The organism is Pseudomonas sp. QTF5, assembly GCF_000512695.2.
In the GTDB taxonomy this organism is placed as follows: Bacteria; Pseudomonadota; Gammaproteobacteria; order Pseudomonadales; family Pseudomonadaceae; genus Aquipseudomonas.
Genome location: NZ_AZRW02000002.1, coordinates 263,459 through 287,102, shown reverse-complemented (window position 1 = coordinate 287,102; position 23,644 = coordinate 263,459). Strand labels below are relative to the sequence as shown.

Below are 23,644 nucleotides of genomic sequence, written 5' to 3'. Positions count from 1 at the left end.
CCGCCCCCGATATGCTTTTTCAGGAAAAATCGGAGAGGCGACAACTATCCTGACACCGGGGGGGTGGCAGCGGCATCAATCAATCGGTCGCAGCGACCAAGGCATCCGGGCGTATTGCGCAGATCGGCTTTTTGACCGGGCAGACCGTTGAACTCAATCTGATGCCACTCATTTTTCGCCAGACGACCATTCGCGGTATTGCCGTGGCGCCGCGCTCATCGTTCGACCGGATGAATGCATTCCTCAACGAACACAAGATTCGTCCTGTGATCGATCAGGTGTATCCGTTCGAGAAAGCACGAGAAGCTTACGAGCATCTTGCGAAGGGAGCATTTGGAAAGGTTGTAATCAAAATCGCTTGATATCGTTAAGGCGCCAATATGGCGCCTTTTTTCGCCTATCTCAGTAGATCCAATTGCCTGGTCTGAGCCGATCGAGGCTCTGACTCGAACGTCCGTTATTGGGCCGATGGCGGCCTTTCGCGACAGGCAGCAATCGGCCAGAAGCAGTCCTTCGGATGACAGTCACTGCTGAGCATTCACGGCTTTGCTTGAACGAAAGACCACCCAGCTCGCCGCCACAAGCACCCACGCAGCAATACCGCCATACAGCATCACCCAGCCAAACCCATGCGCCAAAGCTGCGTTGGCGACATCGAGCGTAATCGTAGCGCCCTGGCCAGTCTGCCCCAACACCGCGGAGTTACCGGCTGAAATATTCTCCGCCAGCAACCTCAATTGCACTTCATCGGGCGAGCCCGATAACTGGTTACGCAGAGAAGACAGGATGCCTTCCACCAGAATGAATCCCATCAGCGCGATATTGATTGCAAGGCTGATCATACGAGCGCTGATATCGATGCCCGATGCCATGCCAGCACGCTCACTGGGCACCGACCCGGTGGTGGTATTGGTCACAGGCGTGTTGGTCAGCCCCAGTCCGATCCCGGCGATCAGGCAGCCTGGAAGCATCGTCAGCCAGCTGGCATGCGTGACACTGCTGCCCCATTTCATCAGCAGGAACCCCAGACCTATGGTGAACAAGCCCGCGGGAATCACCACGTCAGGTCGATAGCGCAGCGCCAGCCGTTCGCCTAACGGGGGGACTATCAGCGTCGGCAGCGTATAGGCCAGTAGTGCCAGGCCGGTGCCGATACTGGCGTAGCCCAGGCTATTTTGAAAGTACAGAGGCAGGTAGATCATGAAGGGCCAGAAGCTGAAGTTCATGCCTGCCGACCCGAGCAAAGCACCCGAGAAGCGGCGGATACGGAACACCGAGAAGTCGAACATGGGATCGGCATAGCGTCGCTGGGCGACGACAAAGACGATGAAGCTGACCATTGCCACAATCAGGCTGGTGATGGCCGAACCGTTGGAGAAACCCACCCCCGCTCCTTGAGTGATGAACCAGGAGAGACCCAACACTGCCAGCGACAGCGAAATAATGCCCAGCACATCCAGTCTGCGACGCTGCGGGTCGCGTGATTCATCGACACCGGCGATCACCAGCACCAGCGCGAGCACGGCAATAGGCGCATGCACCAGGAACACCCATTCCCAACTCGACAGGGCCACGATAGCTGCGCCGATAATCGGGCCGAACCCCAGACCGATGCCAAACACGATCCCCCAGGCACTGAACGCTTTGCCGCGCGCAGCTCCCGACTGGAATCGGTGAGACAGCACTGCCACCTGACAGATCAGCATGGCACCACCGGACATGCCTTGCAGAAATCGGCTAGCGATCAACACGCTGGCGCTTTGCGCCCATCCACAGGCCAGTGAGGTAATGCCAAAAAGCACCAGGCTAATGACAAACACTCGCTTGCGCCCATACCGATCCGCCAGTGTGCCGGTGGCCATCAGCACCATGGTGCAGGCGATGGTGTAGGCATTCATGATCCACTGCATATCGTTGAAATCGCTGTGCAGAACCGATTCAAGCGTGGGCAGGATGGCCGGCACGCTCGAGATTTCCAGGCCGAACATCAGCGAGGCCAAACAAACGGCGGCTATTGTGAAAACATCTTTTTGCGAAGGAGAGAACGGCATCGTGATCTTCCAGATCAAGTTGACGGGCACTGGCAAGGCCGCCCCAAGGGGGAGTTGGTGCGATCGCCTGACCAGCGTCACCAGACATAACTCCAAGTGACCGGCCGCATTCTGGAAGTAATTAAAAAATGACAGAAATGATTTAATTTCGTAAGTTTCATTAATATTCATCATGAGTGGACTAAATGGACTTCGATCCAGCGCTGTTGCGTGCTTTTGTCGCGATCAAGGAGACCGGCAGTTTCACTCGTGCCGCAGAGCGGCTGCACTTGAGCCAGTCAGCGATCAGTCATCAGGTCCGGCGTTTGGAAGAACAGGCCGGTACCGCGCTACTGGTGCGCACCACCCGGCGTTTGACGCTGACAGAAGATGGCGAAGATTTTCTGCGACATGCCGAACACGTCCTCAGAGCGCAAGACGCTCTCTCCCGGCGTTTCGAAGCATCATCGGTATCCGGCGCCGTGCGCTTCGGGGTGCCAGAAAACTTTATCGGCGATGGTCTGCCGCCGTTACTGACTCGGTTCGCCAGACAATTTCCCGCAGTACGTCTGGATGTAACCGTCGGCACTTACCTCGACCTGCGCGCGCTGGTCGATGCCGATGGGCTCGATCTGGCCGTGGTCATGGCATTGCCGGGCAGTCAGTTCGGCGGTACCGTGCTGCGCGAAACCCGGTTTGTCTGGGCCGCGGCGCAGGGTTTCGACTTTACCGGCGATTGCCCTTTGCCGCTGGCGTTTGCACCAGCGCCCTGCGTACACCGCCAGGTGGCCGTAGAGGCATTGGCGAGTTCCACCGTGAATTGGCGGGTCGCCTTTACCTCTCCAAGTCAACAAGGATTGCGTGCGGCGGTATTGGCAGGACTTGCCGTCACCGCGCTACCGCTGGGAGATCTAGAACCCGGCATGGTGGTGATTGACGGTCAACATGGCCTGCCACCGCTGCTGGAGGCTGATTTCAGACTGATATGGAGTGTCACAGGAAAGACGCCTGCGGCCCATGCATTTGGCCAACTGCTGGTGGAGATGTCTGAGTCGCCATCGATCTAGAACAAACTGCCATTGGCATTCCGGGGTAAGTGCCCGTTGATTGGCGAATGGTTGCTTTGGGTCAATGGCTGCTCTTTATGACAGACACTGATCGGCCAAGAGCTGCCTCTCATTTCGGCTGCCTCGGACTCTGTAAGTGGGGAGCCTTTGTGCCCTTCGCGACAGGCAGCAATTGGCCAAAGCGGACGTTCAGCCTTCACACTAAAAGACCGCGGACAGAGTTAACTATGAAAGTTATGCGCGGCGGTTCGAATGTGGGCTTTAATGTCCGTGCTTATATGCAGCCACATTAGCTTCGACTCCCTACGAAGGTGGATGCGCCTAACGGCGGGTCCAGGTGGCTATGCACTTGTCTAATCAAGGAAGAAACGACATTGAAAATATCTTTTGGCGCCCTGTTGTTGACCTGCCTGACTACTATCGCCCTCGCTGACGAGAACCCTGTCGGCTTCCACTCTTCCACACTGGCGGACTCGCACAATGACCGCGCATTGGAGATGGTCGTCTGGTACCCCAGTGCAACTACCGCCGCCACACAAATGATTGGCGATGATGTGGTGTTCGTCGGGGCTTCTGCCGTTCGTGACGCGCCGCCCGCTGCTGGCAAGCATCCATTGTTGGTGCTCTCCCACGGGTACAGAGGCAACTGGAGCAACCAGATCTGGCTTGCCAGTACTCTGGCTCATAGAGGTTACATCGTCGCTGCAATCAATCACCCTGGCACCACCACTCATGACCGTAGCCCTCAAGCAGCGGCGCAGTTATGGCAGCGGCCCGTTGATATGCGCCGAGCCATTGATAGCGTCACGACTCAACCTGAAAAATTCGGCGTGGTCGCCGATGGCCGAATCGCAGTAGTGGGCCATTCACTCGGCGGCTGGACCGCCCTGGAGATCGCCGGTGCACGTTTCGATCCAGACCGCTTCGCCCATGACTGCAAAGCCCACCCGCAGTTAGCAAGTTGCACCGTCTATGGAAAGATAAACCCTGCAACCACCTCAGACTCAAAGGCCGCGTTGGCCGCCGATTTGCGCGATAAACGCGTTACCGCTGTGGTGACACTGGACCTGGGCCTTTCACGGGGCATGACCGATGAAAGCCTGTCCGCGCTGCCGGTACCCACGCTGGTGATCGCTGCCGGCGTACCGTCGCACGATCTTCCCGCTGAGTTGGAGTCTGCCAACCTGGCCAAACGCCTGCCTGCGGCGTCAAGCCGTTACGTCGAAATCAGCGACGCAAGTCATTTCAGCTTCTCGTCGGTGTGCAAACCTGGCGCGGAGGTACTGCTCGAAGAAGACGTACCAGGCGATGGCATCATTTGCCGGGATGGCGACGGCGCTCGCCCACGTGGGGTGATCCAACAGCAGGTTACATCGCTGATCGACGAGTTTCTTCAGTCATCTATCTACAAATAAGGCAGTTTGTAAAATCGCGGTACGAGAACTGCTGCTGCTCAACAAAAAACCGCTGGAGCAGTTTCAGTGCCCGCCCAATCTGTCAGAACGGTTGGTCAGGGATGAGCGCTCTGGGTCGGAGGCGGTCGGTCACGAAGAGCTGCTTTCGGCCATTTTCGGTCAGTTGCGACAGACTAAACTCCCCTGCGTGCTCAATCGGCGGCGTTACGCCATATGGGTCGTCACTCATAGTTAGGCCATTCAATTTTTAAGGAAAAAAATATGCGAATTGTTATCTCTACAGTTGCTCTGCTCGCGTTGTCCGGCTGCGCGACGAACTCTGGCATCGTTGACCTTGGCGGAGGCAACTACGTTTATGAAAAGGAGGATGCGATGGCCTATAACGGTAGCTCAGTGAAGGTAGAGATACTAAAAGAGGCTGCTGCATTTTGTAAAAAACAAGGTAAGGCGCTTTCTGTACAAAGCTCCGCTGCGAAACCATATAACCCCTACTCTTCGTATGCTGGGGCCGAAGTTCAATTCAGTTGTAAATAAACTGGTTGCCTTGCCTAACAAACGCTTCGAGTGGGACTGTCCAACTGGCCTCGCCAGCTTCCGGCCAGCCCCTCAAACACAACGTTAATCAGCGTCGGCAATGGGTCGATTGCAGCCCTTCGCGACAGGCAGCAATTGGCCAAAAGTGCCCGGTAGTCGTTGTCTTTCCCTTGTCGCCGGCGTTTAGCTAAGCTGAATAAATCGGGAGCGAACTGAAAACAGAGTGATAGCGACCATCAGCGGATCTGGATTGGCATCAAGACGGTACTCCCGAAGGAGACGACTATGTATGCGGTAATAAGAACCTACCTGGGTGCTGGGGCAAAGCAGCTTTTCGAGCTTTTAGAACAGCGCAACGCTGATGTCGAAGCTACCCTGCGGACAGTGCCTGGCCTCGTAAGCTACACACTGCTGAATACGGGTGATGGCGGTACTGCGGTGACTGTTTGCACGGACAAGGCCGGCACTGATGCGAGCTTGAAAGTCGCGCGCGACTGGATTCAGAAAAATGCCTCGAATATCCACGCGAACCCGCCGATCGTAACGGAAGGCCCGGTCATTGTGCAGATCAAATAGCGCACTCTTCGGGTGTTGGATCAGATCGATTCGCAGGAGTAGGTGAGGGCGTTGTTTCAACGCGTCACACAGTGAAAAGCCCACTCAACCGGTGACGGTCAGTGGGCTTTTTTGTGTTCGGTGTCTCGTCCTGAAACAGGTGTAAACCGTGCTGTAAACCTCTGTCACGGCCAGCTCGCCAGCACAATTGTCCGACGCAAGGTCTGCTGGGCGGCGGACGCTTACTGTCCAGGGCCAGGCCAGAAGGTTTTAGAAAATGCGGTTCAGTTGGAAGAGTTGTTCAGCTGCTGAAGCTCAAGTTGCTTGGCAGCACTGGCTTCGAGGTTTGCACGCTCTTCATCCAGATACCGATAAATGCTTTGGAAGTTGGCGATTTTCTGTCTGATTTCTGCCATCTTCTTTTCAATTAGCTTAGCGCCGTCAGCACAATCGATCAGCTTGTTCCGCTGTGCATCCAGAATCTCGCCTATTTCCCCGAGGGAAAACCCCATGCCTTGCGCGCGCTGGATAAAGTCCAGATCCTGCAGAGTTTGCGCTGTGTAAACGCGATAGTTGTTAGTACGCCGCAGCGGTGAGATCAGGCCGATTTGCTCGTAGTAACGCAGCGTATGGCGGCTGGCGCCGCTGCGGGCCTCGAGTTCGCCGATTTTCATGAAAACATCGCTTGACTATAGAGTAGGGTCGATAGTTTACGCTTGATTTCTTACCTTACCAAGGAGCAGGGAAATGAGCGTGGAGTGCTTTGTCACGGGGGGAACCGGCTTTATCGGTCAACATTTGGTGGCGCACCTGAGTACCAAAGGTCACACCATTCGGGTGTTGATGCGTCGCCCAGAGCGACTAGCTGCACTGCGGGAGCAAGTCGACAATTTGGGAGGGGACGCAACCCGGGTATTTGCCGTAGCTGGCGATCTGGAGCGGGACAACCTCGGGCTGAGTCTTGCTGACCGAGAAGTGCTAAAGCACGCCAGAGTCGTATTCCACCTGGGCGTCCACTTCGCTTGGGGGCTTTCATTGGAGCATTCACGTGCGGTGAATGTAGAAGGGGCAAAGCGCGTGGCGCTGTTGGCGGCTGAGCAAAAAAGCCGGTTAGTGATGATCGGCGGCTACATGCTGAAAAATCATGAACATCTGCAACGCATCGGAATTGATCCTCGTTATCCGGAGCTGACGGATTGGTCTGCCGTCTACCGGCATGTCGGTGGTTACGAGGGGAGCAAGCTGGAGGCGCATTTTGCGACCCTAGAGGTCATGTCGGCCAAGGGCGGGGAGATTACCGTTGTCCACCCCGCGACGGTTTGTGGCCACAGCCGCACGGGGCATATCCTTGACGGTCAGCCGCTGGTGGAGCTGATACGCAACCTTGTGCAGGGAAAGCTGACTGCAGTGCCCGGTACCGCCGAGCACTGGCTGCCACTGGTTACCGTGGATTACCTGGTTGAGCTGGTGGTGGTTTGTGCTTTTGATCCTGCCATGGTGGGCCAGGAACTGCTGGCGCTTGATGACCAAACTCCCAACTTGCGAGAACTCCTGGTACAGGTGGCACAACCCGTTGGCTTAAAGTCTCCCAAGCATTACATTTCGCTCCGATTGCTGAAGTTGCTACTGAGTATTCCTCGCGTCGCGCGGTTTTTGAATACAAACGCCGAAGCCTTGGACTTTATCCAGACCACTCGTTTTGACACAGCGGCGGTCGAGCAATTTGCCAACAGGCATGGAATAGCCAAACCGGATATACGTCAGTCTTTGCAGCACACTGCAACGTTCGTCAACTCATATTGCATAGCCAAGGGCAAGGCTCGCTGACTTCTCCCCAGGGGGCGACAAAACCCTTAGCCCCGATTAAATGGACTTTCCAGAGGCAAGTAATGCGGATTCATCAACTTAGAAGTGCAACCATCGTGCTTGAGATCGGCCCTTGTCGAGTCATTGTCGATCCTATGCTGGGAGAGCAGGGTGCATATCCGCCTCTAAAGGTCTTCAGCAACAGGCAGCGCAATCCAACGGTGCCGTTACCAGCGACTGCAAATGTGCTGCTCGAGTCGATCACGCACTGTTTGATAACGCACTGCCAGAAAGGCCACTTCGATCATCTGGATCGGGCCGCAATAAAATGGTTGCGTGAGAAACAAATCCCAGTGATCTGTACGCCGCATGACGCCAGGTACTTGATCCGGCGCGGATTGAACGTCGCATCATTGCCAGACAATCATCACTGTCCGCAGCCATTTCTCGGCGGCAAGATCAGGACTGTTACATGCACCCATGGGCGGGGGCTTGTCGGTCGACTCATGGAACATGGTGTCGGGTATTTCATCGAGATTGTGGGAGAGCCCACCCTATACCTGGCCGGCGATACGGTACTCACCGACCAGGTTCGACGGTTTGTGGCTCTCCATCAGCCTGCGGTTTCGGTCGTTCCTGCCGGTGGTGCGTGTCTGGATGTCGGTAGCGAAATAATCATGGGGGTTGAAGAAGTCATCGAGTTCACACGGTCGGTTGCTGGCAGGGTCATTGCAAACCATTTGGAGGCCCTTAATCATTGTCCGGTGTCCCGCGAAGAGCTAGCAATGGCGGCAGAGCGCGCGGAAGTCGCTAAGCGATTGCTCATCCCATGTGACGGTGAGGTATTGAATATCCGAACTGTAAGGAGCGGGAGTAGGTATCTGGAAAATGGTCAGTTCTGCTGAAATAGTTGGCATTCGGGTTCAAAAAGGCTTCGGATGGCAGTTACCTGGACTCAGGTGATTTGCCGGTGACTGCAATCGACCGGCTGCAGCCATTGAGATCTATTCGTTGTCGCTTTATGTTATTCGTTTTCATGGAGGAATCTGACTGATGGCACGCGTGGGCTTGATACTGACACCCGGTTTTGCGGACTGGGAATACGCTTTCATTGCAGGAACCGCATCCCCGTTTTACGGGATCGACGTCAGGTTTTTTGCCTCTGCTACGGGGCAGTTCCGCTCGCAGGGTGGATTGGCTGTAACGGTGGATAGCAACTTGCAACAATGCCTCGACTGGAAGCCGGACGTTGTTGTCGTCATCGGTGGAATGATCTGGGAGCGTGCAGAGGCACCGGATATTCGGGACTTTCTGCTTGCCAGTCGTTCAAGTGGAGCGACAATTGCCGGTATCTGTGGGGGAACGCTGGCACTTGCGAGGGCCGGGCTTCTCGACTCGGTTTCTCATACTTCGAACACCGCTGACTTCTTACAACAGAATGCCGTAGGTTATGAAGGCGCCGCGCTTTATCGAAGCAGTCAAGTAGCTGTGGTTGCCGACCGCATCATAACTGCTCCAGGCTTTGCACCCGTTAGCTTTACCAGCGCAGTGTTCGAAGCTGCCGGACTCTCTTCAGAGATCGTTTCGCAGTTCAGGTCATTATTGGCAGCGGAACACGGGTAACCGCTTCGCACTACAAAAATAGCCGATCAAGTGATGCGTTCGAGTGTCCGTTTCTGGCCAGGAAGCGGTCGCTGGAATCCATCCCGAGGGAGCTCTAACACTTCTGCGTGCGCCGAAGGATCCTTACTTTGCTATCTCGCTAAATAATTGCTGAGTGCTTAGTAAGATATCCATGGGCTCACTCCGGCAACCCAGCCAGCCTTAGTCCATCAGCAAACCGCGCAAAATCCTCGGAGCGTTGGATTGGCAGCCACTCCTTCAAGTTGGAAACGCGCAAGGACGGATCCAGCTCGTGCAAACGCTGCATCGCCTGCTTCGCTTTGTCCATACGTCCGCTGAGCGCATGACTGGCCGCGATCAGGGCAACCGATGCCAGGAGGCAGGGCAGGTTCCTCAGCGCCTTTTCCGCCCAGTCAGAAGCGGGATCGAAGCGCCCGGCGAAGAAGTGCGCGAGCGCCATCCCGACCTGCATTCGGCTAACCGTGATCGGCGCAGCCGCTCTGCTGGCATTTCTCGGCCAACAAGTGTTGGCCAAAGGGCAGGGGTTGTTCGACTTCACCCTATTCAAATCGAGCGATTTTTCCTTCGCCTTTATCGTCAGTCCTGATGATCATGGTTGCGATGTGGATGCTGTCCGGTTCGACCAGCGAAAGCGGCGCGGACGACATGATGGCAGCCATCCTGTTGCGCGGCCTGGGGCTTGGCTTCCTGTTTCTATCAATCACGCTGATCGCTTTCAGCCACCTCAACAGCCGAAACCTCGCGAGTGGAATAGGCCTTTTCAATACTGGTCGCCAACTAGGTGGCCTTATTGGAGTCGCAGGGCTCCAGACCCTGATCGACCATAACGTCGTCACCAATGCGGTGGTCCTCGGCGCCAACGTCACCCCTGGCGGCGCCGCAGTCATCGAGCGGATGACGACCACGACAGCCATGCTGAGCGCGAAAGGAATGGATGCAGTGGCCGCTGGCCGGGCAGCGACGAGCCTTCTGGCAAGTCAGTCCACGGTGATTGCCTTCGACACAGCGTTCATCGCCGTGGCCCTGCTTTTTGTAATCGCTGCCCCCATTCTGGTCGGCCTCAAGATCGGATTCGCGCGATACGAGAAAGTGCGCGCTTCGCGATCTGTTGCGTGAGACAGCTCACCTGCAAGCGATGGCGATGGGGGAGAGCACTCGGACCACCCCGGCTGTCAGGCGGCGGCGCCAGGAACATTTGTTCCCATGCCCGACGGCAGGAACGGTCGAATTTCGTCGATTTCCGCGGCGCTAAGGCGCAACGCCGAGGCTGCAATCAGTCCATCTACTTGTGCAGGGCGGCGGGCTCCGACAATGGCGCCCGTCACTACCGGTTGGCGAAGTACCCAGGCGATAGCGACCGCCGCAGCACTCACCCCGTGCCTTTCTCCAATGCGTGCCATGACGTCAACCAATGTCAGGTTCGCACTCAAACGGGGCTCCTGGAAATCAGCACTTCGAGCCTTGCGCCAATCGTCTTCGGGCAGTTGCGAGATGCGTTCGCGCGTCATGCTGCCGGACAGTAGCCCCGATTGAAGTGTGGAATAGGCAAGGACACCCAACCCGGCCTGCTCACAGAATGGCAGGACGTCTTTCTCGATGTCCCGCATCAAGGCGGAGTACGGCGGCTGGAGCGAAACGATCTCTGTCACCGCCTGCGCCCGCTTGAGTTGAGCCACATCGAAATTCGATACGCCGATAGCGCGAATTTTTCCTTGATCGCGCGCGGCTGCCAAAGCCGAAAGCGCCATTTCAATACCTTCACTGCTTGCGTCGGCAGGAAAGGCAGGCCAGTGGATCTGATACAGATCGATAGTCTCGACTTGGAGCCTGCGCAAGCTTGCGTCGATCTCGGCGAGCAAGGATTGGGGGACCAGGGAGTGCGAAATCTGCTTCGTGACCGGGTCCCAGACCAGGCTGCCTTTGGTGAACACCAAGGGACGCCGCGAGACCGGCACCCGACGCAGCAATTGCCCCACTAATTGCTCCGCGTGGCCCAAGCCATAAACCGCAGCGGTGTCAATCCAGTTCACGCCGCGTTCGACGGCATATTCAAGTGCGCTCAGGCTGTCCTTGTCATCCTGCGCTCCCCAACTGTACTCCCAACCTGTGCCAGCGATTGCCCACGTCCCCAGGCCAATAGGCGAAATCAGAAAATCCGATGATCCAAGACGATTCTTTTGCATAGCGACCTCTCCACAAATGATGTGAGAAGTATCCGGGAGAGATCTGATGGCGATAAGATGGGTAATCGTATTTGAACTACTGAACGTAATTCATGAGTAATCACCCCGATCTCTCTGAACTCGATGCCTTTGCCGCCGTCGCTCGCCATCGCAGCTTTCGCAAGGCCGCCGACGAGCGTGGCGTTTCGGCTTCCGCGTTGAGTCACGCGATGCGAGCGTTGGAGGCACGCCTGGGCATCAGGCTGCTGAACCGAACCACTCGTAGCGTGACCCCGACCGAGGCCGGCCAACAGCTATTGGCGACGCTGGTCCCGACCCTGCACCAGGTTGCCGATGTGTTGGCGCAATTGACCTCGATGCAGGAAGTTCCCGCAGGCAAACTCCGCCTCAACGTGGCGCGCCCGGCGGCTCGTATTGTGTTTGCGAAAGTGCTCGCGCCCTTCGTGGCCAGGTATCCACGTATTCAGTTGGACCTGATCACCGACGATGGATTGACCGATATCGTGAACGGCGGATTTGACGCTGGAGTCCGCTTTGGTGAAAGCCTGGCTGGCGACATGATCGCAGTCCCTGTCGGCGCCCCTCAATCGTTCGTGACCGTTGCTTCGGATGCCTATCTGGCCGCAAAGGGGATCGCGCACGCCCCTCGCGACTTGCTCGAGCATGCGTGCATTGCCAGGCGTTTTCCCAGTGGCAAACTTTACGCCTGGGAGTATCAAGCAGACGGTCAACCGATACGGTTATCCGTCACAGGCCCGCTCATTCTGGAAGACGATGCGCTGATGATCCAGGCGGCGAAAGATGGCGCTGGTATTGCCTATGTCTACGAGGAGCTGGCGCGCGACGAAATCCGCAACGGGCATCTCAGAGAAATACTCCAGGAATGGAAAGCACCGCCAAGCCGATTCTTTCTTTATTACCCCAGCCGGCGCCATGTGCCACCGGCCTTGAACGCGCTGATCGAATTCATCAGAGCGGGTGACTTGCGAACCTGATTCAGAACCATCGCGACCGGCAGTCTCGATGACTGCTCCGGGTTGAATCCACAGTCGAAAGCAGCCCTTCGGGTCGAACAGCAATCGGCCAGACGCAGCCACCCGCTTCCAGGTTCAACCCGTTTTACACGTCAACCAGGCACTCCAGAACAAGCTGCTGAAGAAACGGGTAGCGCCTCCGAACCCGGCGTCATGCAACAGTTTTTGAACCGCCGCCTCGGAATGTGGTGGGTCAGCGCCTTGAAGGATTTTCCCAAGTTTGACCTTCACTTCATCCGGGCTGGCTCCATGCTGCCGCCACCGTTGCGCCCAGGCAGCAAGCAGTAACGGCTGTCTGGCATAAGCATATTGATTCCCCGCGACAATCAGCGGCGCACCCGGCTTTAGATGAGCTCGAATGGATCGTAAAATTTCCCGCTTGGTATCATCGCCATCGAGATGATGGAGTACCCCGATCAAAGTGGCTGCGTCATATGAGGCGTCTGCAGCCAGGTCTTCAACATGCCCTAGATGCATGGCCGTCCTTTCAAGCAAATTGTTTGCCTCTAACTGCTGCTTCGCTGCCTCCAGCATCGGTTCGGATGGATCAACAGCAGTGAAGCGCCAACCCGGCTCAAGTTTGGCCATAGCAATAATTTCCTGTGCAGTACCGCCAGCGCCAACCACCAGTATTTTTGTCGAGCTTGAATTGCCGAGGCTTGCCGCCAGCATGCATGCAGTCAGGTCGTGGCAGGCGTCATATCCAGCTAGTGCGATACGGCTCTGTCGTCCGTACTCATTGGCTCGAGAGGTATCAAATTTTTCAGCAGCGTTGAGAGGGGATGAATTCAAGGCGGTTCTCCATGTCCTCACATCACGCTACGCCACACACAGTCATAATAAAAATTCATTAATTTTATATACTGCATTCCCATAAGGAATGTACGGCTCAAACAATCTCTCGCCTGTTCAGACTGATTCCGCTTTGTAGCGATAGTCAGTTTCGGGACGAAAGCACGGCATTCATTTTGCCCTTCTGCTGACTCTTTCAATCCCACCTTCAAGGACCGAACCTGTGATTGCATCCCCCGCCAAACTCCTCTTCCTGCCCGGAGCCTCAGGTAACACCCGGTTTTGGTATCCGGTTGCTGAGCGCCTGGCCCACCCGGCCCAGCAGGTCCATATCGGCTGGCCCGGCTTTGGAGACACTCCGTCCTTGCCCACCGTGACCGGCATGGATGATCTGGTGACTCGCGTGCTGGCCGAGATCGACCGGCCCACAGCGCTGGTGGCGCAGTCCATGGGCGGTATAGTCGCTGTGCTTGCAGCGCTTGAACGCCCTGAGCTGATCACGCACCTGACGCTGACCGTCACCTCTGGCGGGGTGGATATGTCTGCTCTGGACGCGCATGACTGGCGCCCGGATTTTGCTGCCGTCAACCCGACACTGCCGAGGTGGTTTCTCGACGACCGCACCGACCTTACGCTCCGGTTGGTCGAGTTGCGCATGCCAGTCCTGCTCCTCTGGGGAGATTCTGATCTTATCAGCCCCGTTCGCGTCGGCCAGCGCCTTGCTCAACTGTTACCCCGCGCGGAACTACACGTTTTCCCTGGCGCCGATCACAGTCTGGGCTTTACTCACGCAGCCGAGGTGGCGAGGTTGATCGAGAGACATCTGGCCTGCTGGTGAGCGGAACACTTGTTGCCACCGCGTCGGACTGATTGTGCGGCCCCGTGCGTTTCGAGACATCTCGGATAGCGGGCAGACAACCGGAAGCATATCGCTCCTAACCTCGCCGGATACTCAGCGCAAATCGCGTAGAGATGAAAAAAAATAAAGCGTAGCTAAAAGTGTACGAACCAACATTGAGTCTATGACATGTGATTTCGCACCTCGTTGACCACCTGCTACGGGGCGTTTTCTGCCGACTTTGACAGGCAGAAAACGGCCAGGAGCAGCCTCTTTGGCGCGCCCGAGCGCGGCCGAAAACAGTCAGTTCAATCAAGAACGGGACGAAGGAAACTGCGCTCGTAGCTCAGGATGAATTTTTGCTCGGTAGCCTGCGTCACCAATTGAACGCACTCAGGATCTACTCCGGCCTCCCTACGGTACTGCTCATAATCTGCCAGGCTGGAAAAGCTGAATAGACAGTAAGCGATGTTGTTGGCGCCTTCGGCTGGTAGAAAGTAGCCGTGGTGGTTCCCTCCCATACGGTTCACCACACGAATCCAATGGCGAGAATAGCTTTCGAAAGCCGGGATCTGGTAGGGATCGATTACATACCTGACGTGGCAAGTGATCACTGGATCATTCCTTTGAAAATGGGGAAACCGCTATTCTACACATGCCATAAGCTGAGTCGTCGATGGCAGCTTTGGGTCGAATGCAGCCCTTCGCGACGGGAAGTCGGCCAGAAACAGCCATTGGAATATTCTCTCCGCCATGAGACAAAGACCGAAGCCCCTTCGAGTCATCCGCACAATCGAGGAGAGTTGCACATCATGGACGAAGCCATTACTTACCGAACCGCAACGGTAGAAGACGCATTGAGCATGTGTGAGTTGGGACAATTGCTTAACGCGGTGCACCACGCTGCCCGTCCCGATATTTATGCGGCTGCCACCCAAGATTTTTCGCGCGACTTTCCTCACTGGTCAGGCCTTTTCGAGAAACCGGGGCATGTTGTATTCATCGCGAATGTCGGTCGCCAGGCCGCGGCTTTCATTACCGCCAGCCTTTCGGCAAGCTCCGGGTCGCTGATGCAACCGCTGAATGTTGTTCGTATCGGCTCAGTGTGTGTAGCCGAGCAATTTTGGGGAAAAGGCATTGGACGCAGGCTTATTCAACTCGTTAAAAACTGGGCAATCGAAAATGACGCCCAGGACTTGAGGTTGTCTGTCTGGCCGTTCAATGCACGTGCCGCGCGTATGTACACAGAGTTCGGGTTTGAGACTCGTGCCTTCGAGATGGGAATGCGTTTGTAAAAGTGAAGTCCGCCCGGCGGATGGGTTCAGCGGCATGCCTACCCGCCACCAACTACACTTCCTCCAGCCAATCTGGGCAACCGTCCGAGGGCACACTCCAGGAGGAATCATGACACGGAAAAATGTCTCCAGCCTCGAACCAACGGGTAGTTCGTGAATGGGAAGTGGCGGGTGCGATTGACAGGTAATGGCCGCACCATGGAACTAAACCGGGTAAACCGCCCCCTGGTGCGTTATCTGGGTGGCGGTGGGTCGCTGCCCAGCCGAGCCAATGTGCGCAAGGTCATCCATGAAAACCCGGTGTATGACAAAGCGCCCTACAACGCGGCGCAGTCTACCGGTGGTGCGCGCAACAGCATCGAGGGATGGGCGGGCGAAGAACGCATTCATAACAACGTCCATGTGTGGGTCGGTGGTGACATGGGATTGTCGTCCTCGCCGAACGATCCAGTGTTCTTTCTACATCATTGCAATGTCGACCGGCTCTGGGCTGCATGGCAAGCGAAGCATCCTGCCGCCGCATACGTACCGGCGGGAAATGCCTCGGACACGCTCAAGTTCCATCGGATTGATGACCCGATGTACAGCCCTTTCCCGGAAAAGGTGACACCTCGAGATGTGCTGAATTACAGCCAGTATTACAAGTACGACACCTTGGGTGACCTGCTTTAGACGGCATCAAACGGGGGCGCCTGCAGTGATACTGAACGCCTGCTCTTCCAGACGGGTTTGTATCAACGCAGCCAGTTGTCGGGTGGCAGGCGCCAGGTGTTCTGCTCCACGATAAAGCACATAGCCGAGGGTTGGCAGCGTGGGTAGACCCGCAATGACGGCGAGATGTCCTGGCAGTCCAATGCGGGTTCGCAACGTGACGCCAAAACCGGCAGCAACGGCCGCCCAGATTCCGCCAACGCTGGGGCTGGTCAGCGCGATTCGCCAGGGAATCTGCGCCTCATCCAGTGCCTGGGTTGCCGCGCTGCGCAACACGCAAGGGGCGTCGAACATGATCAATGGCAGGGGAGAATCTACAGAGCAGTTGAGCGATGGCGTGTCACGAGGTCCGATCCAGTGCATCTGCGTTTCACCCAGGCGCGTGGCATAAGGGGACTTGTGCCCTGTGTCCCAAGTCAGGGCCAGGTCCAGGCCACCGCTGTCGATCAACGCAAGCAGTTCGGTATTACGCGCGATCCTGACTTCGAGGCTCACCCTGGGGTACATCTTGACGTAGCGTCGCAGAATGTCGCTGAGGAAGTGTTCGCCAAAGTCTTCCTGCAGCCCCAGACGTACCGTTGCGGCGGTCTGGCTTTCGTGCAGGGTCTGGAAAATGCTGTCGTTCATTTCAAGCAGTCGGCGGGCATGGCTGAGCAGGGACTCACCCACTGGCGTCAACACCAGCCCTCGACCGGATTTGGACAGCACTGGCGCGCCTATCTGTTCCTCAAGCTTCTTGAGTTGTGCGCTCACGGCAGACGTCGAGCGATTGAGCCGATCCGCCGCTTTGGCAAAGCTGTTGAATTCCACACCGGTCACGAAAGTACGCAGCACATCAAGATCGAAGGTCGGACGGCGCATCGAATCATCCACTCATTCAGGACTATGGTCGCTATTAAATCGGATATTCGGAATTATCGCGACTTGATAGTTTTCTCCTGTCAGTGGGTTTTTCAGGAGTAGACCGTTATGCCATTTGCACGTATTTCATTGCACCGGGGAAAGTCGGCCGAGTATTTACAGGCCCTCTCACAGGGGCTGCACGACGCGTTGGTAGAAAGCTTCGAAGTGCCGATGGCCGACCGGTTCCAGGTCATTCACCAACATGAAGTGGGCGAACTGGTATTTGATCCCGGCTATCTGGGTGGTCCGCGCAGCCATGACTTTGTGCTGATCGCGATTACTGCCGGTCGCCCTCGAGACACCGAGACGAAACAGCGTTTCTATCGCACCTTGGTCGGGAGACTGAGTCGAGCGCCAGGCATCGACCCTGAGGACGTCATGGTGGTGATTACCACTACCGCGGCAGATGAATGGTCGTTTGGTGGCGGGCGGGGCAACTAGTTTTTCTATCAGCGATTTCGAAAATGCCAAGATCAAAAGATCGCAGCCAGCGGCAGCTCCCCCAGATACCGTGAGCGACACCGACCCCGTAGGAGCCAGGCTTGCCGGCGAAGGCGTTTTTCTCGGCGCTGCATTATGTGAGGCAGTCTTCGCTGGCAAGCCAGCTCCTACACTTGCTCGGTGAGACGGTGTCTACGCGGTCGGGGACTGTTCGGGGGCGTCGTGCTGATCCGTATTTTTCTTGGCTATCTGCATCTGTAATGGGATCAGCCTCCGGCTCACAATGACAGCACGGTCAGCAGCTGCGGTAGCCACTGCACCGCAACCTCATAACGTAGGAGGCCCAATGGGCAAGATGGCATTTTTCCTGGGTGGATTTCTGGTGTTGACCATTTTGATTGGTGCGCTCGCCACGATTTCTCCCGTTTAATCTTCCTGCGATCAGCAAAAAACACAACGCCTCCACACAGGGAGGCGTTGCGGGTTTTCAGCAGTACCGCTCATGTTACTTAAGATCAAACCGATCCAGATTCATCACCTTGTCCCAAGCCGCAACGAAGTCTTTCACAAACTTCTCCTTCGCATCGTCGCATGCATAGACCTCAGCCAATGCCCTCAACTGCGCATTCGAACCAAACACCAGATCGACACGCGTACCCGTCCATTTAAGGTCGCCGGTTTTCCGGTCGCGCCCTTCAAACTCTTCATTGGCCTCCGACACGGGTTTCCATTCCACGCTCATATCGAGCAGGTTTTTGAAGAAGTCGTTGGTCAGCGCTTCTGGCTGTTTGGTGAAGACGCCGTGTTGGGTTTGTCTGACGTTGGTGTTCAACACGCGCAGGCCACCGATGAGCGCGGTCATTTCTGGCGCGGTGAGTGTCAGCAGTTGCGCCTTGTCGATCAGTAAGGCCTCGGGCGGTACGCTGTAGCGGGATTTGAGGTAGTTACGGAAGCCATCGGCGGCGGGTTCGAGGAACCCGAAGGATTCGACGTCCGTTTGTTCTTGCGAGGCGTCCATCCGTCCCGGTGTGAAAGGCACCGTCACGGTATGGCCGGCATTTTTCGCTGCTTGTTCGACACCGGCACAACCGGCCAGCACGATCAGGTCTGCCAGCGAGATTTTCTTGCCGCCGCTGTTGAACTCGTTCTGGATGCTCTCGAGTTTCGCCAGTACGCTCGCCAGCTGCTCAGGCTGGTTGGCCTGCCAGAATTTCTGCGGGGCGAGGCGCAGGCGTCCGCCGTTGGCGCCGCCGCGTTTGTCGGAGCCGCGGAAGGTGGAAGCCGCCGCCCAAGCCGTTGATACAAGCTGCGAGACGGTCAGCCCCGAGGCCAGGAGTTTGCCTTTGAGTGCGGCGACGTCGCTGTCGTTGACCAGGGCATGGTCAACCTCTGGAATCGGGTCCTGCCACAGCAGTTCTTCGTTGGGCATTTCCGGGCCGAGGTAGCGGGAGAGGGGGCCCATGTCGCGGTGGAGCAACTTGAACCAGGCGCGTGCGAATGCGTCGGCCAACTGATCGGGGTTCGCAAGGAAGCGCCGCGAGATCGGTTCATAGATCGGATCGAATCGCAGGGCCAGGTCCGTGGTCAGCATCATCGGGTTACGCCGCTTCGACGGGTCGTGAGCATCCGGAATGATGCCAGCGCCGGCACCGTCTTTGGCTGTCCACTGGCTCGCACCCGCCGGGCTCTTGGTCAGTTCCCACTCGAAGCCGAACAGGTTCTCCAGGTAGTTGTTGCTCCATTTTGTAGGCGTGGTGGTCCAGGTCACTTCCAGGCCGCTGGTGATGGTGTCGCCGCCCTTGCCGCTGCCGAAGGTGCTCTTCCAGCCCAGGCCCTGAGCTTCGAGGCCAGCGGCTTCGGGCTCGGCACCGACGTTGTCGGCAGGGCCGGCGCCGTGGGTCTTGCCGAAGGCGTGGCCGCCGGCGATCAGTGCCACGGTTTCTTCGTCATTCATCGCCATGCGCCCGAAGGTCTCGCGGATGTCCACCGCCGCAGCGACCGGATCCGGGTTACCTTCCGGGCCTTCCGGGTTGACGTAGATCAGGCCCATTTGCACCGCAGCGAGCGGGTTTTCCAGGTTGCGTCCTCCCTCGGTGCGGCTGTCCTCATTTTCCCCCGGCTCAGCAACGAGTGGGCCTTCGCCGGGTTCTTGCATCGGTTCTTTTTTGTCTTTGTCGTAGCGGGTGTCACCGCCCAGCCACTTGTTTTCCGAGCCCCAGTAGACGGCCTCATCCGGTTCCCAGACGTCTGGTCGACCGCCGGAAAAACCGAAGGTCTTGAAGTCCATGGACTCCAGCGCGACGTTGCCGGTGAGCACGATCAGGTCGGCCCAGGAGATGTTGCGGCCATACTTCTGCTTGATCGGCCAAAGCAGTCGGCGTGCCTTGTCGAGGCTGACGTTGTCCGGCCAACTGTTGAGCGGCGCGAAACGTTGCTGGCCGGAACCAGCCCCTCCACGACCGTCACCGGTGCGGTAGGTACCGGCGCTGTGCCAGGCCATGCGAATAAACAGTGGCCCATAGTGGCCGAAGTCTGCCGGCCACCAGTCTTGCGAATCGGTCATCAGTGCGCGCAAGTCTTGCTTGAGCGCCTGAAAGTCCAGGCTCTTGAATGCTTCGACGTAGTTGAAGTCTTCGCCCATGGGGTCGGACAAGGACGAGTGCTGTTGCAGGATCTTCAGATTCAGTTGGTTCGGCCACCAATCGCGGTTCGTCGTGCCACCGCCAGCGGCGGCGTGATTGAACGGGCATTTCGATTCATTTGCCATGTGTGCGCTACCTTTGGTCGTATTCATCCGGCTATCCGGCCCGGGGTGGGCGCGCAATAGCGACGAGCGAAATCAATGACATAGGCTGCAGCCGTTCGATCAACCGATCGTCGTGGTCACACGGGAAATCTGGAGAACAGCAATCGAGTTGCCAGCACGGTGGCCCACGGCAAGCCTAGTACGCTTCTGACTCATTCGTATCTTTTATCAAGTCTCAATCGGCCGGCTGACGCCAGCGCTGCATTAAGGTTAGACGCCTATAAAGCAGTCAGCTAATAGGGGGAGTATTGGGGGGTGATAGGCATTTTCTTTTATCTGAACCGTCAAGATGGAGCCGATCAAAAGATCGCAGCCTTCGGCAGCTCCTACAGAGCATGTGTCGTTTACATGATCGTTTCCAACACAAAACCTGTGGGAGCGTGGCTTGCCCGCGAAGACGGCAGCACAGAAGCAGCAAATCTCGGATCAGCCCGAATTCATGTCTGCTCCACCGTTCTTCACTGAACGGTTTCGTATGATGAACCCTTTCCACCGACGCCCACCCAAGGACCCTTACCCGATGTCTTTAAGCAAACGCGATCAGGCCCACATCGAACGTCGCCTGGTCGCCACCCTGACCGAGGCGTGTGAAACCGCCAAAGCGGAAATAGTCGGGTTCTGCTGGCTGACCCACGAAATCGATTACGCGATCTTTCCTTCCAGCCTGCGGGTGATCTGGGTCTTCGATACGCAGGCCAATAAAGACCAGGCACTGGCGAGCGGGCAGGGCGAGCGCATGGTCGAACTGACGGCCGTGGCGTTAAGTGAAGCGGACGTTCTCGTCAGCCCGGTAGCGGCCCATGTGCAGTTCGATTCTGAAGAACAATGTCAGCGCGCCAATGCCGGCAACTGGCAGCAACGCCTGGCGCCCAAGCGCTCGACGCGGGGTTGAAGAGTGGCCAAGGATATCGAAAATCCGTGTGTTTCCATTTGCCAGCTGAGTGGCGAGCTGTGTGTCAGTTGTGGCCGCACCAAGGACGACATCAGAAAATGGAAGCGCATGAAGCGTCCGGAAAAAATGGCGGCGGTGCAACGGGCGAATTTGCGGTTGAAGGGGCTGCAGAAAAGATGAAGCGCTTGGAATTCTAGGACTGCGCGCACACCGCCCGAACGCAATCACGCAGCCATCGATGTGCAGAGTCGGCATCCATTCGTGGGTGCCAGAGCATCGAAATGGTGATCGGCGGCAGGTCGAACGGAAGGTCAAAACTGTGCAGGCCGGCACGCAGGTTTCGGGTGTGTTGCGCGGGCACGGTGGCGATCAGGTCCGAGGCGCGAGCCAGCGCCAGCGCGGCCGAGAAACCGCCGACGATGGTGGTGATCTCGCGCTCCAGTCCCAGCACTTCCAAGGCTTCATCCATCGGTCCCTTATCGAGCCCGCGACGTGAGACCAGGATGTGCCTGCCAGCGGCATAACGAGAGGCGCTGACCTCACCCTGGCTCAGCGGATGTCCCGTGCGCACGACGCCGATAAAGCGATCCTCGAACAACGCACGGGTGCGCACTTCCGGGCTCGTTGTGCCGCCGACCACGCCGGTTTCCAGGTCGACGGAACCGTCGCGAAGCGCAGCGCTGTCCTTGTTCAGCTTCTGCATAAAGTGCAAGCGTACGCCGGGTGCTTGTTCGTTGACGCGGGCAATCAGCGCCGGGCCGAAGTTTTCGACGAAACCGTCGCTGGTGCGCAGCGTGAATGTACGCACCAGTTGCTTGAGGTCGAGCTGTTCGGCGGGGCGTAAAACGGCTTCGGCGTCTTGCACCAATCGACTGACGTGTTCGCGCAGTTCGAGCGCCCGGGGCGTCGGCACCAGCCCGCGTCCGGCCCGAACCAGCAGCGGGTCGCCCGTGGTTTCGCGCAATCGCGCCAGCGCCCGGCTCATGGCCGAAGGGCTCAGGCGCAGTCGTTGGGCGGCGCGTGCGACGCTACCTTCGGCGAGCAGCACATCCAGGGTAATCAGCAAATTCAGGTCGGGAGTCGTCATGCCTCAACGTTAGCACAGCGTGGGGATGACATGGCGTCAAACGCACCTATCAAGTGCAAGTCATGCGTCTTCCGCCTTGTCACGCACGGGCATACGCTGCTGATCTACCTTTCAAAACGTGGCCAGACAATGAAGCTCATCACCCAATCAGGCTCGGTTCGCTGGGCGCTCGCGAGCCTTTCTCTGTCGATGTTGATGCCCTCACTCGACACCAGCATCGCCAACGCGGGTTTGCCGACGCTGGCCCAGGCGTTCGATGCGTCCTTTCAGCAAGTGCAGTGGATTGTTCTGGCGTATCTGCTGGCGATCACCACGCTGATTGTCAGCGTCGGACGACTCGGTGACCTCGTCGGCCGTCGACGCTTGCTGCTGACGGGCATCGGCATTTTTACCCTGTCATCGCTGGCGTGTGGTGTCGCGCCGTCGCTTTGGTGGCTGGTTGGCGCCCGAGCGGTGCAGGGGCTCGGGGCGGCGATCATGCTGGCGCTGACCGTGGCGTTTGTCGGTGAGACGGTGCCGAAAGCGCAGACCGGCAGCGCCATGGGATTGCTCGGCACGATGTCGGCGGTCGGTACCACGCTGGGGCCGTCGTTGGGTGGGATGTTGATTTCCGGCTTTGGTTGGCAGGCGATTTTTCTGCTCAACGTGCCGCTGGGTGTTCTGAATATTTGGCTCGCGTATCGCTATTTGCCGGCGGATGCACAGCGGTCGAAAGCGGAGCGGGTGGGTTTCGACAAGGCAGGCACGTTGCTGCTGGCGTTGACGCTCGGGGCGTATGCGCTAGCGATGACGATCGGGCGCGGTGAGCTGGGGCCTCTCAACATTGCGCTGCTGCTGACGGCTGTTTTCGGCGTTGGGGTTTTCATAGTCGTGGAGGCCAGAGTCGCATCGCCGTTGATTAAATTGGCGCTGTTCCGGGAGCCGGGATTGAGCGCAAGCCTGGCCATGAGCACGCTCGTTTCGACGGTGATGATGGCGACGCTGGTGGTCGGGCCGTTTTATCTTTCGGGTGCGCTTGGCCTCGGCACGGTGCTTGTCGGGCTTGCCTTGTCGGTCGGCCCGCTGGTGGCTGCGCTGACGGGTGTGCCGGCCGGTCGTCTGGTGGACCGTTTTGGTACTCGGCGCATGACCCTTGTCGGGCTTGCTGCAATGGCGCTCGGCACGGGTGCTTTATCGATGATGCCGGCGGGTTTCGGCATCCTCGGTTACCTCGCGCCCATCGCGGTGATCACTGCCAGTTATGCGTTATTCCAGGCGGCCAATAACACCGCGATCATGACCGACATCCACCCGGACCAGCGCGGTGTGATTGCCGGCCTGCTCAGCCTGTCGCGCAATCTTGGCCTGATCACCGGCGCCTCGGCCATGGGCGCTGTGTTTGCCTTAGCCTCGGCGACGACAGACATCAGCACAGCATCTCCCGCAGCCATCGCCAACGGTATGCGAATAACGTTTGCTGTCGCTGCGCTGTTAATCGTTCTGGCCCTCGCTATTGCGCTGACGCTGCGAGTTTTACACTGCTGCACTGTGTGCAGTAATGAACTGCAGTAAAGCTGTATTGTTCACCTGAAATCGAATGCCGATACTTCCCGCACATCGCGCAGATGGGCT

The 23,644-nt window shown here is 57.5% G+C and carries 23 protein-coding genes and 3 pseudogenes; 17 read left to right on the top strand and 9 right to left on the bottom strand.

Going from position 1 to position 23,644, the window contains the following annotated elements; all coding sequences use genetic code 11:
• Positions 1-62: 62 nt before the first annotated feature.
• A pseudogene (locus IC37_RS02995) lies at positions 63-362 on the top strand (zinc-binding dehydrogenase); the annotation flags it as partial.
• A 162-nt stretch (positions 363-524) separates the two neighbouring features.
• Here IC37_RS02995 and IC37_RS02990 read toward each other — a convergent pair.
• Positions 525-2,051, bottom strand: a complete 1,527-nt coding sequence (locus IC37_RS02990; RefSeq protein WP_030129904.1) for an MFS transporter — start codon at positions 2,049-2,051, stop codon at positions 525-527.
• Positions 2,052-2,236: 185 nt separating this feature from the next.
• Between IC37_RS02990 and IC37_RS02985 the strand changes: the two genes are divergently transcribed.
• From IC37_RS02985 to IC37_RS02970, 4 genes are all read left to right on the top strand, one after another.
• Positions 2,237-3,097 (top strand): LysR family transcriptional regulator, encoded by an 861-nt coding sequence (locus tag IC37_RS02985; protein ID WP_030129903.1) that lies wholly within the window; start codon positions 2,237-2,239, stop codon positions 3,095-3,097.
• A 374-nt stretch (positions 3,098-3,471) separates the two neighbouring features.
• Positions 3,472-4,512, top strand: coding sequence for an alpha/beta fold hydrolase (locus tag IC37_RS02980; protein WP_030129902.1), 1,041 nt, complete (start codon positions 3,472-3,474; stop codon positions 4,510-4,512).
• A 261-nt stretch (positions 4,513-4,773) separates the two neighbouring features.
• Positions 4,774-5,046: a hypothetical protein gene (locus IC37_RS02975; protein WP_030129901.1), complete on the top strand. Its 273-nt coding sequence runs from the start codon at positions 4,774-4,776 to the stop codon at positions 5,044-5,046.
• A gap of 285 nt (positions 5,047-5,331) precedes the next feature.
• A complete protein-coding gene (locus tag IC37_RS02970; RefSeq protein WP_030129900.1) occupies positions 5,332-5,622 on the top strand; it encodes a hypothetical protein in 291 nt (96 codons plus the stop codon).
• 263 nt (positions 5,623-5,885) lie between these two features.
• On the opposite strand, the gene IC37_RS02965 is transcribed toward IC37_RS02970, so the two are convergent.
• Complete coding sequence (locus IC37_RS02965) at positions 5,886-6,275, bottom strand: MerR family transcriptional regulator (protein ID WP_030129899.1); 390 nt, start codon at positions 6,273-6,275, stop codon at positions 5,886-5,888.
• A gap of 73 nt (positions 6,276-6,348) precedes the next feature.
• Between IC37_RS02965 and IC37_RS02960 the strand changes: the two genes are divergently transcribed.
• The 3 genes from IC37_RS02960 to IC37_RS02950 all read left to right on the top strand — a co-directional run bounded on the left by IC37_RS02960 (position 6,349) and on the right by IC37_RS02950 (position 9,030).
• Complete coding sequence (locus IC37_RS02960) at positions 6,349-7,428, top strand: SDR family oxidoreductase (RefSeq protein WP_030129898.1); 1,080 nt, start codon at positions 6,349-6,351, stop codon at positions 7,426-7,428.
• 62 nt (positions 7,429-7,490) lie between these two features.
• Positions 7,491-8,312 carry an MBL fold metallo-hydrolase gene (locus IC37_RS02955; protein ID WP_030129897.1) on the top strand — a complete coding sequence of 274 codons (822 nt, stop codon included), beginning with the start codon at positions 7,491-7,493 and terminating at the stop codon, positions 8,310-8,312.
• A gap of 148 nt (positions 8,313-8,460) precedes the next feature.
• Positions 8,461-9,030, top strand: a complete 570-nt coding sequence (locus IC37_RS02950; RefSeq protein WP_030129896.1) for a DJ-1/PfpI family protein — start codon at positions 8,461-8,463, stop codon at positions 9,028-9,030.
• Positions 9,031-9,208: 178 nt separating this feature from the next.
• Here IC37_RS02950 and IC37_RS02945 read toward each other — a convergent pair.
• Positions 9,209-9,505 (bottom strand): annotated as a pseudogene (locus IC37_RS02945) (CadC-family transcriptional regulator); the annotation flags it as partial.
• Between IC37_RS02945 and IC37_RS02940 the strand changes: the two are divergent.
• Positions 9,492-10,167: pseudogene (locus IC37_RS02940) on the top strand (MFS transporter); the annotation flags it as partial. The pseudogenes IC37_RS02945 and IC37_RS02940 sit on opposite strands and share 14 nt — an antisense overlap.
• 56 nt (positions 10,168-10,223) lie before the next feature.
• Here the strand turns inward: IC37_RS02940 and IC37_RS02935 are convergent.
• A complete protein-coding gene (locus IC37_RS02935) occupies positions 10,224-11,234 on the bottom strand; it encodes an aldo/keto reductase (protein ID WP_030129894.1) in 1,011 nt (336 codons plus the stop codon).
• A gap of 92 nt (positions 11,235-11,326) precedes the next feature.
• Between IC37_RS02935 and IC37_RS02930 the strand changes: the two genes are divergently transcribed.
• Positions 11,327-12,229, top strand: coding sequence for a LysR family transcriptional regulator (locus tag IC37_RS02930; RefSeq protein WP_030129893.1), 903 nt, complete (start codon positions 11,327-11,329; stop codon positions 12,227-12,229).
• A gap of 114 nt (positions 12,230-12,343) precedes the next feature.
• Here IC37_RS02930 and IC37_RS02925 read toward each other — a convergent pair whose 3' ends face one another.
• Positions 12,344-13,060, bottom strand: coding sequence for a class I SAM-dependent methyltransferase (locus IC37_RS02925; RefSeq protein ID WP_030129892.1), 717 nt, complete (start codon positions 13,058-13,060; stop codon positions 12,344-12,346).
• Positions 13,061-13,283: 223 nt separating this feature from the next.
• Here IC37_RS02925 and IC37_RS02920 point away from each other — a divergent pair, with 223 nt between their 5' ends.
• Complete coding sequence (locus tag IC37_RS02920; protein WP_030129891.1) at positions 13,284-13,898, top strand: alpha/beta fold hydrolase; 615 nt, start codon at positions 13,284-13,286, stop codon at positions 13,896-13,898.
• A gap of 308 nt (positions 13,899-14,206) precedes the next feature.
• Here the strand turns inward: IC37_RS02920 and IC37_RS02915 are convergent, their stop codons facing one another.
• Complete coding sequence (locus tag IC37_RS02915; protein ID WP_030129890.1) at positions 14,207-14,512, bottom strand: NIPSNAP family protein; 306 nt, start codon at positions 14,510-14,512, stop codon at positions 14,207-14,209.
• Positions 14,513-14,710: 198 nt separating this feature from the next.
• Between IC37_RS02915 and IC37_RS02910 the strand changes: the two genes are divergently transcribed.
• Positions 14,711-15,193 (top strand): GNAT family N-acetyltransferase, encoded by a 483-nt coding sequence (locus IC37_RS02910; RefSeq protein WP_030129889.1) that lies wholly within the window; start codon positions 14,711-14,713, stop codon positions 15,191-15,193.
• Between the two features lie 198 nt (positions 15,194-15,391).
• Positions 15,392-15,865, top strand: coding sequence for a tyrosinase family protein (locus tag IC37_RS02905; protein ID WP_256580624.1), 474 nt, complete (start codon positions 15,392-15,394; stop codon positions 15,863-15,865).
• Positions 15,866-15,871: 6 nt separating this feature from the next.
• Here IC37_RS02905 and IC37_RS02900 read toward each other — a convergent pair whose 3' ends face one another.
• Positions 15,872-16,765 (bottom strand): LysR substrate-binding domain-containing protein, encoded by an 894-nt coding sequence (locus tag IC37_RS02900; RefSeq protein WP_030129888.1) that lies wholly within the window; start codon positions 16,763-16,765, stop codon positions 15,872-15,874.
• Between the two features lie 108 nt (positions 16,766-16,873).
• Here IC37_RS02900 and IC37_RS02895 point away from each other — a divergent pair, with 108 nt between their 5' ends.
• Positions 16,874-17,248: a tautomerase family protein gene (locus IC37_RS02895; protein WP_030129887.1), complete on the top strand. Its 375-nt coding sequence runs from the start codon at positions 16,874-16,876 to the stop codon at positions 17,246-17,248.
• Positions 17,249-17,753: 505 nt separating this feature from the next.
• Here the strand turns inward: IC37_RS02895 and katG are convergent.
• On the bottom strand, positions 17,754-20,042 hold the full coding sequence (gene katG, locus IC37_RS02890) for a catalase/peroxidase HPI (protein ID WP_030129886.1): 2,289 nt from the start codon (positions 20,040-20,042) through the stop codon (positions 17,754-17,756).
• A 532-nt stretch (positions 20,043-20,574) separates the two neighbouring features.
• Between katG and IC37_RS02885 the strand changes: the two genes are divergently transcribed.
• Positions 20,575-20,946: a hypothetical protein gene (locus IC37_RS02885; protein WP_030129885.1), complete on the top strand. Its 372-nt coding sequence runs from the start codon at positions 20,575-20,577 to the stop codon at positions 20,944-20,946.
• A 3-nt stretch (positions 20,947-20,949) separates the two neighbouring features.
• Positions 20,950-21,126: a DUF1289 domain-containing protein gene (locus tag IC37_RS02880; RefSeq protein WP_081729323.1), complete on the top strand. Its 177-nt coding sequence runs from the start codon at positions 20,950-20,952 to the stop codon at positions 21,124-21,126.
• 13 nt (positions 21,127-21,139) lie between these two features.
• On the opposite strand, the gene IC37_RS02875 is transcribed toward IC37_RS02880, so the two are convergent.
• A complete protein-coding gene (locus IC37_RS02875; protein ID WP_030129884.1) occupies positions 21,140-22,033 on the bottom strand; it encodes a LysR family transcriptional regulator in 894 nt (297 codons plus the stop codon).
• A gap of 129 nt (positions 22,034-22,162) precedes the next feature.
• Here IC37_RS02875 and IC37_RS02870 point away from each other — a divergent pair, with 129 nt between their 5' ends.
• Positions 22,163-23,584: an MFS transporter gene (locus tag IC37_RS02870; protein WP_030129883.1), complete on the top strand. Its 1,422-nt coding sequence runs from the start codon at positions 22,163-22,165 to the stop codon at positions 23,582-23,584.
• The last annotated feature ends 60 nt before the right edge of the window (positions 23,585-23,644 follow it).